At 60.0% G+C, this 14,670-nt stretch carries 16 protein-coding genes; 9 read left to right on the top strand and 7 right to left on the bottom strand.

What is annotated here, in order from left to right; translation table 11 throughout:
• Positions 1-1,158: a deoxyguanosinetriphosphate triphosphohydrolase gene (locus HH303_RS06390; RefSeq protein ID WP_169624401.1), complete on the bottom strand. Its 1,158-nt coding sequence runs from the start codon at positions 1,156-1,158 to the stop codon at positions 1-3.
• A 152-nt stretch (positions 1,159-1,310) separates the two neighbouring features.
• Here HH303_RS06390 and erpA point away from each other — a divergent pair, with 152 nt between their 5' ends.
• The gene (gene erpA / locus HH303_RS06395) at positions 1,311-1,676 is read left to right on the top strand and encodes an iron-sulfur cluster insertion protein ErpA (RefSeq protein ID WP_169624402.1); all 366 of its coding nucleotides are present in this window, start codon (positions 1,311-1,313) and stop codon (positions 1,674-1,676) included.
• Here the strand turns inward: erpA and HH303_RS06400 are convergent.
• Entirely contained in the window at positions 1,673-2,122 is a 450-nt protein-coding gene (locus HH303_RS06400) for a hypothetical protein (RefSeq protein WP_169624403.1), read from the bottom strand. The genes erpA and HH303_RS06400 overlap by 4 nt on opposite strands.
• An 86-nt stretch (positions 2,123-2,208) precedes the next feature.
• Here HH303_RS06400 and HH303_RS06405 point away from each other — a divergent pair, with 86 nt between their 5' ends.
• On the top strand, positions 2,209-2,652 hold the full coding sequence (locus HH303_RS06405) for a MarR family winged helix-turn-helix transcriptional regulator (RefSeq protein ID WP_169624404.1): 444 nt from the start codon (positions 2,209-2,211) through the stop codon (positions 2,650-2,652).
• Here HH303_RS06405 and amt read toward each other — a convergent pair.
• The gene (amt, locus tag HH303_RS06410) at positions 2,639-4,537 is read right to left on the bottom strand and encodes an ammonium transporter (protein ID WP_169624405.1); all 1,899 of its coding nucleotides are present in this window, start codon (positions 4,535-4,537) and stop codon (positions 2,639-2,641) included. The genes HH303_RS06405 and amt overlap by 14 nt on opposite strands.
• Before the next feature lie 246 nt (positions 4,538-4,783).
• On the opposite strand from amt, the gene xth reads away from it, so the two are divergent.
• From xth to HH303_RS06425, 3 genes are read left to right on the top strand one after another with little or no spacing between them, the layout of a single operon-like run.
• Entirely contained in the window at positions 4,784-5,560 is a 777-nt protein-coding gene (gene xth / locus HH303_RS06415; protein WP_169624406.1) for an exodeoxyribonuclease III, read from the top strand.
• A 21-nt stretch (positions 5,561-5,581) separates the two neighbouring features.
• The gene (locus HH303_RS06420; RefSeq protein WP_169624407.1) at positions 5,582-6,004 is read left to right on the top strand and encodes a GFA family protein; all 423 of its coding nucleotides are present in this window, start codon (positions 5,582-5,584) and stop codon (positions 6,002-6,004) included.
• A 22-nt stretch (positions 6,005-6,026) separates the two neighbouring features.
• Positions 6,027-6,827, top strand: coding sequence for a hypothetical protein (locus HH303_RS06425; RefSeq protein WP_169624408.1), 801 nt, complete (start codon positions 6,027-6,029; stop codon positions 6,825-6,827).
• Here the strand turns inward: HH303_RS06425 and HH303_RS06430 are convergent.
• Positions 6,802-7,767: an agmatinase gene (locus tag HH303_RS06430; protein ID WP_169624409.1), complete on the bottom strand. Its 966-nt coding sequence runs from the start codon at positions 7,765-7,767 to the stop codon at positions 6,802-6,804. The two genes, HH303_RS06425 and HH303_RS06430, sit on opposite strands and share 26 nt — an antisense overlap.
• Positions 7,768-7,782: 15 nt before the next feature.
• Positions 7,783-9,498 carry a dihydroxy-acid dehydratase gene (ilvD, locus tag HH303_RS06435; RefSeq protein WP_169624410.1) on the bottom strand — a complete coding sequence of 572 codons (1,716 nt, stop codon included), beginning with the start codon at positions 9,496-9,498 and terminating at the stop codon, positions 7,783-7,785.
• A 359-nt stretch (positions 9,499-9,857) separates the two neighbouring features.
• Here ilvD and HH303_RS06440 point away from each other — a divergent pair, with 359 nt between their 5' ends.
• Both HH303_RS06440 and glnA read left to right on the top strand, forming a co-directional pair.
• On the top strand, positions 9,858-10,196 hold the full coding sequence (locus HH303_RS06440) for a P-II family nitrogen regulator (RefSeq protein ID WP_169624411.1): 339 nt from the start codon (positions 9,858-9,860) through the stop codon (positions 10,194-10,196).
• Positions 10,197-10,261: 65 nt separating this feature from the next.
• Positions 10,262-11,674, top strand: coding sequence for a type I glutamate--ammonia ligase (glnA, locus tag HH303_RS06445; protein ID WP_169624412.1), 1,413 nt, complete (start codon positions 10,262-10,264; stop codon positions 11,672-11,674).
• Between the two features lie 81 nt (positions 11,675-11,755).
• Here glnA and HH303_RS06450 read toward each other — a convergent pair whose 3' ends face one another.
• The gene (locus HH303_RS06450) at positions 11,756-12,349 is read right to left on the bottom strand and encodes a TetR/AcrR family transcriptional regulator (protein WP_169624413.1); all 594 of its coding nucleotides are present in this window, start codon (positions 12,347-12,349) and stop codon (positions 11,756-11,758) included.
• Positions 12,350-12,413: 64 nt separating this feature from the next.
• Between HH303_RS06450 and HH303_RS06455 the strand changes: the two genes are divergently transcribed.
• Both HH303_RS06455 and HH303_RS06460 read left to right on the top strand, forming a co-directional pair.
• Entirely contained in the window at positions 12,414-12,998 is a 585-nt protein-coding gene (locus tag HH303_RS06455) for an NAD(P)H-dependent oxidoreductase (RefSeq protein WP_169624414.1), read from the top strand.
• 25 nt (positions 12,999-13,023) lie between these two features.
• Complete coding sequence (locus HH303_RS06460; RefSeq protein ID WP_169624415.1) at positions 13,024-13,518, top strand: anthrone oxygenase family protein; 495 nt, start codon at positions 13,024-13,026, stop codon at positions 13,516-13,518.
• Between the two features lie 4 nt (positions 13,519-13,522).
• Here the strand turns inward: HH303_RS06460 and HH303_RS06465 are convergent, their stop codons facing one another.
• Positions 13,523-14,617 carry a metal-dependent hydrolase gene (locus tag HH303_RS06465; protein ID WP_169624416.1) on the bottom strand — a complete coding sequence of 365 codons (1,095 nt, stop codon included), beginning with the start codon at positions 14,615-14,617 and terminating at the stop codon, positions 13,523-13,525.
• Positions 14,618-14,670 lie beyond the last annotated feature (53 nt).

The following is a 14,670-nucleotide window of genomic DNA, read 5'->3' on the forward strand; positions in this document are numbered from 1 at the left end:
TCAATCCTCACCGCGGAAGATGCGCTTGTGCAGCCGCTTTGCGAAACGGTCCGTCATACCGGCGATATAGTCGGCGACGATCCGTTCCCACGGTTCGTTGACCGCGCGGGGATACGCTTTCAGCCAGTTCATGTCCAGCGCGTCGCGCACTTCCGTGAAATAGGTAAACAGGTCCTTGATGATCCGCGCGCCTTCCTGACGCTCCCGCGTGACGGAGGGGGCACGGTACATGACGTCATATAGGAACGCCTTAATCTGGCGCTCGTTTTCCTTCATCGCGTCGGTGAACCGGACCATCGGCACCCCGGCGTTGCGCACGTCTTCCGCGCTGATCGGCTTGTGCTTTTCCAGGTTTCGGCGCGTGCAGGTCAGAACATCCCCGACCATGTCGCCGATCAGACGACGCACAGCCTCGGACACTTGGACGGGCTCAGGCGCGTCCGGTTCTTCCTTCCGGACCTCCGCGAAGGCCTTCCCGACATGCGGGACCGTGTCGCAAATCTGGTCGACCGTGAACATTCCGGCCCGGAAGCCGTCATCCATGTCGTGATGGTTATAGGCAATATCGTCCGAGATCGCCGCAATCTGCGCCTCGATCCCCGCATGGGTGTGGATTTCCAGATCGAAGCGCGGGTTCAACCAGTTCAACGTGACGTTCAAACGGTCGTCGGGAATCGGGCCGTTGTGTTTCACAACGCCTTCCAACGTCTCCCAAGTCAGGTTCAACCCGTCGAAATGCGGATAACGCTGTTCCAGCAGGACCAACACGCGCAACGCCTGATCATTGTGGTCGAAGCCGCCAAAATGCGTCATGGCAAGATCCAGGGCATCCTCGCCCGCATGACCGAATGGCGTGTGTCCCAGATCATGGGCCAGCGCGATGGCCTCGGTCAGGTCCTCGTCCGCGCGCAGAACCCGCGCGATCGACCGGGCGATCTGGGAAACTTCCAAGGAATGGGTCAGTCGGGTGCGCAGATGGTCGCCTTCCGGCGAGATGAAGACCTGCGTCTTATGCTGAAGACGTCGGAACGCCGTGCAATGGATGATCCGGTCACGATCGCGCTGAAACGGCGTGCGCGTGCGCGACGCATCCTCTGGAACCATACGCCCCCGCGACTGTTCCCAGTCCGTCGCATAAGGAGCCCTGAATACCGACATTTCCGCCCTGCCCTTCCAATCCCGCAACGCAAACCGATACACCGCCTTGCCCCCGGCGCACCGATTGACTTTCTTATCGGAACACATAGGTATAAGACCAGCCTAGCAATGTGCTAGTGTAGGCAAAATGGCAACCAGTTTGGAACCTTTCGATGTCTGATCCGTTCGCGCTCGACACCTTGGATGCACCCCGCGAAATGACGCTGTCCGACGCGGCGGTCAAACGCCTGTCCAAGCTGATCGAAGCGGAAAAGAATCCGGGCCTGATGCTGCGCGTCACCGTTTCCGGCGGCGGTTGTTCCGGTTTCCAATACGGCTTCGACTTCGTCACACGCGCCGGCGAGGATGACCTGATCTTTGAAAAAGACGGCGTGAAAGTCGTGACCGATACCGTTTCCATGGACCTGCTGGCCGGGTCGGAACTGGATTTCGTCGACGATCTGGTCGGGGCCTATTTCAAGGTCAACAATCCGAATGCGACGTCGTCCTGCGGCTGCGGCACCAGCTTTTCGGTTTAAGCCGACAGTCGCTTTCCGCGCAGTTTCAACCCATCGCGTAGATTCAGCGTCAGCAGCGTGATGTTGCAGGCGCCCGCCGCCAATTCCAGATACTGGACGGGATAGGGTATCCCCTGCCCCTGTAACGCGCGCCATCCCAGATACACCGCGCAGGGTACAAGAATACCCAGCCCTATCACTGCGACGACTTTCATGCGTAGGTACTTTGTGGCCGTCATCGTATCCCGGCGTTTTTTCGCCAGAGAAGCCCCCGCCGCGCCGGTTGCCGCCAAACACGGCACCAGTCCCAACAGCCCCCATAGGATCGCCAGTTTTACGTCGTGTTGAAATCCGGCATCGCCGGACACCAGCGCCGCGGTTGACGATACGAAGAATGTCGACACGACGGCCAGGGCCAGCACCCCAGTTACTGCGTGGGCGGGAACCGCAATCGATTTACCGGACATGATGGATCTCCTTGACGGGAAGCGACAAGCGCTTATTAATAGCATACTATCATTTTTATATAGCTTGCTATCTAATGGAGATCAAGATGGATTTCGATCGCCACCAATCCGCAGGTTACATGACCAATTGGGCCGCCCGGCTTTTTGCGAAATCGATCGATAAGCGCTTATCGTCCCTGGACGTCGCCTCCGGGCAATTGCCGATTTTCTTCGCCCTGGCGGGCGGACGTCAGGCGACACAGGCGGAATTGACGAAGATCGCCGCCATTGAACAACCGACCATGGCGGCGACCCTGAACAGGATGGAAAAGGCGGGACTGATCGCGCGCCGACCCGACGATACCGACAGGCGGCGGACGATCGTTCAACTAACCCGGAAAGCGGAGGAAAAAGCGCAAGCCATCCGTCAAGCCGTGGAAACGGTCAACGGATTGGCCTTGGCATCCCTGTCCGACGCCGAACGCATCGCCTTTCTGGACATGCTGGGGCGGATTTGCGTGTCCCTGGCCGACGATGTCACGTCCGGTTGACGGTCGCGTCCTCCGCCATCCGATAGGTGCCTTTACCGGACCGCTTCGCCGCATACATGGCGCGATCCGCGGCGGTGAGCACGGCCGCGGACGACTTTGCGATCCCAGACGGCCCGAACCGCGCGATGCCGATGGAAAGCCCGACCAGCGCGTCCCCGCCCTTCAGCTCGAACGGCCGGGAAATCGCCTTCAGCATTTCGCGCGCGACCGTTTCCGGCAATTCATTCGACGCAAAGGGACCGGGAAGCAGAGCCGAGAACTCGTCTCCGCCCAATCGGGCAAGGATACCGCGATCCGCGATTACCGTTTCCAGCCGCTGGGCAACATGCAGCAGCAATTCGTCCCCCGCATCGTGGCCCAATTGGTCGTTCACGGCCTTGAACCCGTCCAGATCGAAATAGAAGACCGCGCCGTCGGCATTTTCATTCGCGGCCTTGCTGAGCGTCTGGTCCAGCAATTCCACGAAATGGCGGCGATTGGACAGGCCGGTCAACGGGTCCGTGTAAGCCTGTCGTTCCAATTCCTCCAGCGCCATTTTACGGCGCTCGGTTTCGCGGTTAAAGCGTTCCCGGACCGCATTATAGAAGGTCGCGATTTCAGACGCCTCGGAATGTTCTTCAACCTGCACCGCCATGCCGAAATTGCCGGTACGCGCCTGCTGGTTCAATTGCCCGACCAGATCCAGCAATGCCGATGTCGCACCGTGTTCGGAAATGTTCAGTCCCTTGCGTTCCTCGTCCGCCGTCACACGCAGCGGGATCACCATATTGATCAAGCGGAACGCCACATAGGAAAAGATGAAAATGCTGGCCCCGACTGAGACGACGCCCACGGACTGGATGCCGAACTGCACCAACCGCGACCCTCCCGTCAGGACATCCGCCGGGGGAAAGATTCCGACAGCCAGCGTGCCCCAAATCCCGGCCACCAGATGCGACGGCACCGCGCCGATCGCATCATCGATTTCCAGCATTTCTAGCAGCAGCAGCGACAGGACGGTCAAAACACCTGCGACACATCCGATTATCGCGGAATCGATCACGGTGACGAGATCGACCGACGCACAGATTGCAACCATCCCCGCTATAACGCCGCTGATGATCCGATCGACCTCCGGAAAGCCGGTCAGCTTCCAGCTCATCGCCATGGCGCCGATCCCACCCATGGCCCCGGCGATGGAGGTATTCACGACGATATGCGGGACACGACTGTCCAGCACCAGCGTACTGCCGCCGTTGAACCCGAAGAAACCGAACCACAGCAGGAACACGCCCAAAACGGCGATAGGCAGATTGTGTCCCTCGATCTGCCGTCCGCCCGGTCCGAACCGACCGATACGCGGACCGATCACGATGATGGCGGCCAGTGCAATCCATCCGCCGACACTGTGTACAACAGTCGACCCGGCGAAATCGAGGAATCCCATTTCACCCAGCCATCCCGTCGCCTGCCCCACATCCAGGCCGTTCCAGATCCAATGTCCGACCACCGGATAAATCAACCCAGCCGCCAACAGGGTCACGACAATATAGCCGGAAAACCGCATCCTTTCGGAAACGGCGCCGGAAATGATTGTCGCGGCGGTCCCGCAGAACATCAGTTCGAAAATGAAGAAAGTCGTGGTTTCCGGATCGGCCTGATCCAGATCGGCGATCGCGAACGGACCGATCCATCCATTCGTGCTGTCCCCGAACATGATCGAGTAGCCGATCAAGGTGAACAATGCGCTGCTAAGGCAAAAGTCGATCAGATTCTTGATCGCGACGTTGATCGAATTTTTCAACCGAACCATGCCGGCTTCGACACAGGTGAACCCCGCCTGCATCAAGGCGACAAGGAAACTTGCCAACAACACCCAGGTAACGTCTTGCGTTAAAGTCGTCATCCATCTGCCCCTCAACAGATCCGGTTCACGCCGTCCCCATAAAACAGCGCAAAGCCGATATTCCCATCGAAGCGACCACCCGAATTGGTTGCCGCCGACCTCCCCTGGATGTTCTTTTATTATTCACTATTAATATAAATTCGTTACTCATTCCTTTATTTTTGTTCCAAATCGTCAGCATAAAATTTTTCGAACCCCATGCACCCCGAGATTGCGCGAGGTATCGGAGTCTGCCTAACTACCGCCATGCAAATCGCGACCTTCAATGTGAATTCGGTAAAGGCCCGTCTGCCCCGTGTCCTGGAATGGCTGGAGGCGGCGCAGCCGGATGTGGGCTTGCTTCAGGAACTGAAATGCGTGGATGAGGAATTCCCCCGGCTGGAGATCGAGGCCTTGGGCTACCACATCGAAACGCATGGTCAGAAGACCTATAACGGCGTGGCGATCCTTTCCAAATCGCAGATCGAGAACGTCCGGCGCGGTCTTCCCGGCAGCGACGGCGACGAACAGGCACGCTATATCGAGGGAACGGTGGAGGGCGTCCGCGTCGCGTCCATTTATCTGCCGAACGGGAATCCGGTCGACAGCGAAAAATTTCCGTACAAGCTGTCCTGGATGGACCGGCTGGCCGATCACGTTCGCGATACGCTGATCCCGTCCGAACAGCCTTTCGTTCTGGGCGGCGACTACAATGTCTGCCCGACCGATGACGATATCTATGACCCGGTCGGCTGGGCCGACGACGCCCTGTGCCGTCCGGAAAGTCGCAACCGGTTTCGTCGGCTACTCAATCTCGGACTGACGGAGGCCTATCGTGCTCTGCATCCGAACGAGGCCCATCGCTATTCCTATTGGGACTACGTCAAAGGTCGCTGGCAGAAGGACGAAGGACTGCGGATCGATCACCTGCTGCTGTCGCCGCGTGCCGCGGACCGCTTGCAGGAATGCGATATCGACAAAACGCCGCGCGCGAAAGAAAAGCCATCGGACCACACGCCGGTTTGGTGCAAACTGGCCGCCTGATCAACATACGGGAGGCGAGCCATGTCCACTGAAATCATACCCCCGGAAAAGCGGACCGGCGGTTGCTTGTGCGGCGCGATCCGCTATGAAATTCCATACGACCTTGTCGGCTATGCCGATCACTGCCATTGCAGTATGTGCAGGAAACAAGCCGCAGCGGTGGCCGTGACCTGGACGGCGACCAAGCGCGAGGATTTCAAACTGACGCGCGGGGCACTGACTTTTTATCATTCCTCCCCCGGCTGCCGACGCGGCTTCTGCAACACATGCGGCACGCCCATCGCGTTCTATGCGGACGCAACGCCGGAAGAGGTCGGCCTGACCATGTGCAGCCTGGACGACGAGTTCATCGAACCGGCGGTCATCCATTCGGAATTCGGGTCGGGATTACGGCAGTTCGTTCTCGACCCGCATCTGCCGACGCAGGAAACACCACCGGACTAGTTCGATGCCCCCCGACGCTTCAATGCTCTCCCAATTCCTGGAAACGGGGTGGGTGCGCTTTCCCTTCGACCCCGCCTTGCGCGACTGGCTGACGCGCAGCGGCCCGGCGATTCAGGCGACGTTGACCGACCCGGACAATGCGGAATGGTGGCGCTATGGCGATACGTGGTTCGCGGGCGTCAACGTCCTGCCGAACGATGCGCGCGGCGCCGTTCCGGGCGGCCTTTCCCTTTCGGGGCTCGCCGTCGATTTTGTCCGGGACGGGTTAGGCTTCTCCGGCGATTGGGAACCGGGACAGGTTTCCGTGTGCCGCTCCGGATATCCGCGACCGGCGCCGGATGAAAGCGCCGCCGTTTACGCTTTCCGGCGCGACCGGGACGCCGCCCATATCGACGGGCTGTTGCGCGAGGGACCGGACCGGCGTCGGTTCTTGCGCGAATACCATGCTTTCGTCCTGGGCATCCCGGCGACGGATCACCCGGCGGAGGCCGCGCCCTTCACCGTCTGGGAAGGGTCGCATTGCCTCATCGGCGATTGGTTGCGTCAAACCTTCACTGGAATTCCGCCGGGCGATTGGGACGCAATCGACCTGACCGACGGCTATCACGCGACCCGCAAACAGATATTCGATACGTGCAAGCGGGTAACGGTCGCCGCCAAACCCGGCGAGGCCTATCTCGTGCACCGCCATGCGCTGCATGGCATGGCGCCCTGGCCGCAAGATTTGGGCAGCCGGGGTATCGGTGATCGCACCATCGTCTATTTCCGACCGGAGCCGGCGGACCGGTTATCCTGGCTTAGCGACGATAATATCCGGCCCTGACGGCCGCCCCGATGAAATTGCAGATCAGCCGTTCCGCATGCACCATCGTGATGCCGCCGACATCGCGGGACGGGGCGATTTCAACAAGGTCCATGCCCAGGACACGGCCCTTCCCCACCAGCCCGTGGATCAGTTGGCGCATCTGCAACCAGGTCAGACCGCCCGGCGTCTGCGCCATCACGGCAGGCATAATCGTCGGATCGACTCCATCCGCATCGATGGTCAGGTAATAAGGACCGCCGTCCGGAATGCGATCCAGTACCGCCGCCATGCCGATTTCGTGCAATTCATAGGCGGTGACGATATCCGCGCCGTAGGTGCGCGCATCCTCGACCTCGCCCGTTCGCGCACTGCCGATCCCGCGAATGCCGATCTGGACGATCTTGTCGAACCAGGGCATTTCCGACGCGCGGCGAATGGGACTGGAATAGCCGTTCTTCTCGCCGTTCACCTCGTCCCGCCAATCCAGATGGGCGTCGACATGCACCAGCGTGATGCCGGTTTCCCCCGTCGCTTCCAGGGCCCGCATGACGGGGATCGGAATCCCGTGATCGCCGCCCAGAACGATGGGGGTCGCCCCGGCGGTCAGTATCTTCCGAACGACCGCTTCCGCCCGACGGTAATGTTCCGCGTGATCCGACATATCCGCTGTGACATTGCCGCAATCGACGACCCGGATATCCTGCCCGTCCAACAACGGGCCACCCAAGTCCCAATCAAAATGCGTTTTCGTATAGACCGTATCGATCAGGGCCTGCCGCAGCGCATCCGGCGCCCGGCTTTGATCGTTCGCCATCGCGTCGGGGCTGTAGGGCATGCCAAAGGGAATGCCCAGGATCGCAATATCCGCCTGTAATGCGTCGAGGTCGCCCGCGAAGGGGAAATCCAAGAAAGTGCGCAGCCCCCCGGTCGGCGGTGCGGTTAAACGCGTTTCCGTCATACTGGTGGGTCCTTGCTATATATCGGCGTAGCAGTGCGTTTCCGCCTTGCCGCCCGGATGAGTCACGGCCCCTTTCACCGCCGGGCCGACGGTCTGGGCGTACCGCCACAGCGCGCCGGATTGGAAATTGGTTTCCCGTGGGGTCCAATCCTTGCGCCGTTCCGACAAGTCGTCTTCGGACAAATCGACCTCAATCGTCCCGGCGACGGCGTCCAGCGTGATCATATCCCCGTCCTTCAACAGCCCAATCGGGCCGCCGACCGCCGCTTCGGGCCCGACATGACCGACGCAGAATCCTCGGGTCGCGCCGGAAAACCGGCCATCGGTAATCAGGGCGACCTTGTCGCCCATCCCTTGGCCGTAAATCGCCGCCGTGGTCGCCAGCATTTCGCGCATGCCGGGACCGCCCTTCGGCCCTTCGTAACGGATCACCAGCACCTCGCCTTCCTTATAGGCGCGGGCTTCCACGGCCTTATAGGCGTCTTCCTCACAATCGAAGACCCGAGCCGGGCCGGTGAATTTCTGGTTCTGCATCCCGGCGACCTTCACGATCGCCCCTTCCGGCGCCAGATTGCCGCGCAGACCGACGACACCGCCCGTCGGCGTGATCGGGTTCGATGTCGGGCGCACGATGTCCTGGTCCAACGGGAAATGCACATCGGCCAGGTTTTCCGCGATGGTCTTACCGGTCACGGTCAGGCAGTCCCCGTGCAGATACCCGCCGTCCAACAAAGCCTTCATGACGATTTCCACGCCGCCGATTTCGTATAGGTCTTTCGCGACATACCGCCCGCCCGGCTTCAAATCCGCGATATAGGGCGTGGATCGGAAGATTTCGGTAACATCGTTCAAATCGAAATCGATCCCGCATTCATGGGCGATTGCCGGAAGATGCAGCCCGCCATTGGTCGATCCGCCGGTCGCGGCCACGACGCGCGCGGCGTTTTCCAATGATTTCCGGGTGACGATATCGCGCGGTCGGATGCGCTTTTCCAAAAGGGTCATCACCGCGCGGCCCGACGCTTCGCAGAACGCATCGCGGCTTTCATAGGGTGCAGGCGCCCCGGCCGATCCCGGTAGGGCAAGGCCGATCGCTTCCGACACGCAGGCCATGGTATTCGCGGTAAACTGGCCCCCGCAGGACCCGGCGGACGGACAGGCGGCGCATTCGATGCCGTGCAGTTCTTCCGCGTCGATCTGACCGCTGGAAAATTTACCAACGGCCTCGAACACGTCTTGCACGGTCAGGTCCCGGCCCTTGAACCGGCCCGGCAGGATCGATCCGCCATAGATAAAGACCGACGGCACATTCAACCGCACCATGGACATCATCATCCCCGGCAGCGACTTGTCGCACCCGGCCAGCCCGACCAAGGCGTCGTAACAATGCCCGCGCATGGTCAATTCCACGGAATCGGCAATCAGGTCGCGACTGGGCAGAGAGGAATACATCCCCGCATGCCCCATGGCGATACCATCCGTCACGGTGATCGTGGCGAATTCGCGCGGCGTGCCCGCTGCGGCCTTAACGCCCTTCTTCACCGCCTGCGCCTGACGCATCAGGGCGATGTTACACGGCGCAGCCTCGTTCCAACAGGTCGCGACGCCGACGAAAGGCTGCGCGATTTCATCTTCCGTCATGCCCATCGCATAATAGTATGACCGGTGCGGTGCACTGGACGGTCCTACGGATACATGGCGGCTGGGCAGTTTCGTTTTATCGCAGGACATGGCGCTCCCCCAAGGATGGATTCGTTAGCGTAGGATTATCGTTATTTGGTCGACGAAACCGTAGAGCGCCCGTTCGCGAAAGGGAAGCGCGGACAAGCATGTTGCTCCATCATCAGTATGTGATGCCTATTTTTTCATCAATTGGTCAAAATTCATACAGTCACATTCCCGCAACACAACCCGTCCGCAAAGCAATTAAACGATTGAAAATAATTGGGAATACTGTTCCAGTCCGAAGTGGCACGGGACATGCTGTTAAATCACCTAAACAGTGGTGGATTGGCCCGTCTTTACGGGGGCCAAATATGTGTCGTCATCGCGCCGCCATGAGGCGCACTAGCGAGGTTTAAGGAAAGCCGATGAAAAAGATCGAGGCGGTTATCAAACCGTTCAAGCTGGACGAAGTTAAGGAAGCGCTTCACGACGTCGGCATTCAGGGGATCACCGTTACCGAGGCGAAAGGCTTCGGGCGGCAAAAGGGGCACACGGAGCTGTATCGCGGCGCGGAATATGTCGTTGATTTCCTGCCCAAGGTGAAATTGGAAATCGTCGTTGACGACGCGCTGTGTGAACGCGCCGTCGAGGCGATCCAGAACGCGGCCAAGACCGGCCGGATTGGCGACGGGAAAATCTTCGTCTCCAGCATCGAACAGGTCATCCGCATCCGCACCGGCGAGACCGGCAGCGACGCGGTTTAAGTCCACCGGCGCCCCTCCCGGGGGGCCGCCTCACGCCCTGACTATCGATTTAAAAGGAAATCACCATGTCGGACGCAATCAAAAAAGTAATGGAAATGATTAAGGAAAACGACGTTCAGTATGTCGATTTCCGCTTCACCGACCCGCGCGGCAAATGGCAGCACACGGCGCAGCATGTCTGCACGATCGACGAAGACGTCTTCAAGGACGGTATCATGTTCGACGGTTCGTCCATCGCCGGTTGGAAGGCGATCAACGAATCCGACATGATCCTGATGCCGGACGCCGAAAGCGCCTGCATGGACCCCTTCACGGTTCAGCCGCAGATGATTGTCTTCTGCGACATTCTGGAACCGTCGACCGGTCAGCCGTATGATCGCGACCCGCGCTCGACCGCCAAAAAAGGCTTGGCCTACATGGAAAGCCTGGGCATCGGCGACACGGCCTATTTCGGCCCGGAAGCCGAATTCTTCGTCTTTGACGACGTTCGCTATTCCACCGAAATGAACAACATGTCGTACAAGCTGGACTCCACGGAAGGCCCGTACAACAACTACTCCGACTTCGAAGGCGGCAACCCGGGCCACCGTCCGGGCGTCAAGGGCGGCTACTTCCCGGTTCCGCCGGTCGATAGCGAAACCGACCTGCGTGCCGAAATGGTCACGACCATGATCGGCATGGGCCTGCAGATGGAAAAGCATCACCACGAAGTGGCGCCGTCCCAGCACGAACTGGGCATGCGTTTCAACACGCTGGTGAAAACCGCCGACAGCATGCAGATTTACAAATACGTCGTGCACATGGTCGCCCATCAGTATGGCAAGACCGCGACCTTCATGCCGAAGCCGATCGTCGGCGACAACGGTTCGGGCATGCACACGCACCAGTCGATCTGGAAAGACGGCAAGAACATGTTCGCCGGCACGGGTTATGCGGATCTGTCCGAATCCTGCCTGTACTATATCGGCGGCATCATTAAACACGCGAAGGCCCTGAACGCCTTCACGAACCCGTCGACCAACAGCTACAAGCGTCTGATCCCGGGCTTTGAAGCGCCGGTGCTGCTGGCCTACTCCGCCCGCAACCGGTCGGCCTCGATCCGTATTCCGTACGACTCGAACCCGAAAGGTAAGCGTCTGGAAGCCCGCTTCCCGGATGCCATGGCGAACCCGTACCTGGCCTACACCGCCATGCTGATGGCCGGCCTGGACGGTATCCAGAACAAGATCCACCCGGGCGACCCGATGGACAAGGATCTGTACGACCTGCCGCCGGAAGAGCTGGAAGGCATCCCGACGGTTTGCGGTTCGCTGCGTGAAGCGCTGGAAAGCCTGGACGCCGATCGCGCCTTCCTGAAGAAGGGCGACGTCTTCACCGACGATCAGATCGACGCCTATCTCGAACTGAAGTGGGAAGAGGTCTACCGCCTCGAGCACACGACCCACCCGGTCGAGTTCGACATGTACTACTCCTCGTAATCCACGATTACGCGGACGTCATGATGCGGCCCCGTCTCGAAAGAGGCGGGGCCGTTTCTTTTTTGTCGGTCGGTGAGAGGACTAGGTCCAGCGGGCAAGCAGCGTTTTGCGCGCGATGGACAGGATTTCGGCGATGTATCGCTTTTGCGGCCAGCCGCAGTCAATGCGCAGATGTTCCCAGGTCCGAACGGACAGCAAGGTCCACAGCATATCGACCGCTTCCTTTTCCGTCAGGCTCGGCGTCAGGGTTCCGTCGCGTTTCAAGTCGCGGATCGCGGACTCACAGCCTTCCCGCAAGGCACGCATCCGGTCCGCCCAGGCTGTTGCAGCCTCCGGGTCGGTATCCTTCATGGCCAGGATGGCCTGAACGACACCATAGATTTCCGGGATGTAATTCCCCCACGCCTCGACAAAGGCGTTGATCCGTTCGCGTCCGTTCCGTGCCGTGCGGCTGGGCAACAAGCGTGCCTCAATATTCTTTGTCCGGTCGATGTGCCGGGTCGTTTCGGTCAGCAGTTCAGCGCGGCTGGGAAAATGTAGATAGACCGCCTGGCGGCTGATCCCGGCGGCCTTCGCAATGTCGCTCATCCGGACACCGTTACCTTTTCCTTCCTCCAGGAGCTTCCAGGCGGCGTCGAGAATCTTGCTGCGCGTATCGATTCCATCACTTGACATGGCGTCAATATACAGTTAGTTGACGTCATGTCAATTTACACCGTGTCAAGCAAAGGAAACGACGATGAGCCGGAAGATATTCATTTGGGTAGCCCATCCCGCCGCCCAATCGCTTTGCGGCGCCTTGGCCGATTCCTATCAATCGGCCGCACACGCGGCAGGTGCGGATATCCGGCGGCAAGACCTGTCCGACATGGTATTCGACGCCCGATTCGAAGGTTATGGCCGCGACACGCCTGCCCTGGAACCCGACCTGAAAACGTGGCGGGAAAACATCGGTTGGGCCGATCACATCCTGATCGTTCACCCTTACTGGTGGGGCGCCATGCCTGCGATGGCAAAGGCCGTGTTGGACCGCGCGCTGACACCCGGCTTCGGCTTCCGATATCCGAACGACACATTGAAATGGACGAAACTGCTGACCGGGCGGACCGCCGACGTGATTATCACCTCCGACACGCCACCGCTTTGGGACACGCTGATTTACGGCCGTCCCGGCCGGCGCGTCATCAAGAACCAAGTGCTGGACTTCTGCGGGATCAAGGCCCGTTCCGTCGTCCAGTTCGGCTCCGTCAAAATGGCCGGTTCCGCGAAGATTTCACGCTGGATCGAAAAGGCCGGCCGCCTCGGCGCCCGCGCCGCCGCCTAACCTCTATCTCGGAAGGAACTCACTCATGTCGATCGATTGGACGGTCTATGCCCTTCTCGCCGCTGGTCTGGCCTCTGCGCTGGTCGCCGGTGTCTTTCAGTCTTTCTCCGACTTCATCATGCGCTCCCTTTCGGCGGCCCGCCCAATCAGCGGGATCGACGCGATGCAAATGATCAATCGGAAAGTCTATCGCTCCCTCTTTCTGGTCCTGCTGTTGGGATTGGTCCCCGCACTACCCGTATTGGCCTGGGCCATAAGCGCGGACCTGTCCACAGCCGCCATGACATGGACGATCGCGGGAAGCACGGTCTATGGGGTCTTCGTCTTCCTGATCACGCTTGCCGGAAACGTCCCGATGAACAAACGCCTGGACCGGCTGCCGACGGACAGCGCGGAGGCCGCCGCTTATTGGACCGTCTATCGGCGTGTCTGGACACGGTGGAACCATGTCCGAACCGTCGGGTCGGCGATCACCGCAGTCTGCCTTACCGTCGCCGCGACGATACAGGCCGCAGCCTAACCGGTCAGCATTTGGTCGAACCGACCCGCGCGGAGAGGGCGGCGAAATCAGTGCCCAAGGCATCTTCTTCCGCCGTGCGCGGCACTGCAATTCCTCGGATACCAGACAGCAACCAATCCAAATCGCCCGAGGCGTTCCGCTGAGACGCGACCCGGATCGGCGGCGCGGTTTCCACCAAGCCGCCATCGACATGGCGCGCCACATCGAAGCGGAAAACATAATTCGGCGTCAGCCCCATGCGTAAATCGGCAATGGCAACGTCGCCGTTTTCAATTTCCTCGATACGGTAGAAGCCTTTCGCGAAGTCGGCGAGCCGTCGAAAATCCGGAATCGCATCCAGGCATGCGCCTTCCGCCGGTGTCCGCGCATGGACATAGACACGCGTTGCATCCTGCCCGGCAAAGAGCGGCACATAGATATTCGCGTACCGGTCATCCGCCAGCACGATCACCTTCCAGAATAAGGTGTTGAACGGCGTCGGAATGCTCAACGCCTCTCCCGCACCCAAGGTCCTGCCCAGCGCGGTTTCCGCCTTGGCCAGCGCCCATTGCTGGGCTCCGAGGGTCCAGGCCAGATAGCCGCTGGACAGGACCAATCCGACGGACAGTGCCTTGCGGATCCCCCCGTTCCATTGCCGCAGGCACAGAGCCCAGATCGTCGCGACCAAAAGCGGCAGGGTGTAGAGCGGATCGATGATGAAGACAGACCCGATGCCGACCGGATAATCCGTTATCGGCCAAAAAAGCTGCGTGCCGTAGATGGTGAAGGCGTCCAGCAGGGCATGGGTCGTAAAACACAAAAAAGCCGCCGCATAGACCGGCACACGGTTTTCGGAAGCATTGTCCCGAAAATACTTGAAGAGACGCAGGATTGCCTCCCCGAAGATCGGGGTCGCCAGGGCATGCATGACCAGGGAATGCGTCGCGCTGCGATGCAGAACGAAACTGTCGACCGGGTCGTCGAAGGGATAGAACACGTCCATATCGGGCATGGAGCCCAGAACACCGCCCAGAACCGCCGCCTTGCGCGGCCCCAAACACCGCCCCAGAACCGACGTGCCGACGCAGGCACCCAATACGAACTGTGTCGCGGAATCCATGGTACTTCTGACTCCGGCAAATTACTTGTGGCAATGTGGAAATACGACGTCAG

This window comes from Pacificispira spongiicola, from assembly GCF_012926505.1.
Classification (GTDB): Bacteria; Pseudomonadota; Alphaproteobacteria; order UBA8366; family Aestuariispiraceae; genus Pacificispira; species Pacificispira spongiicola.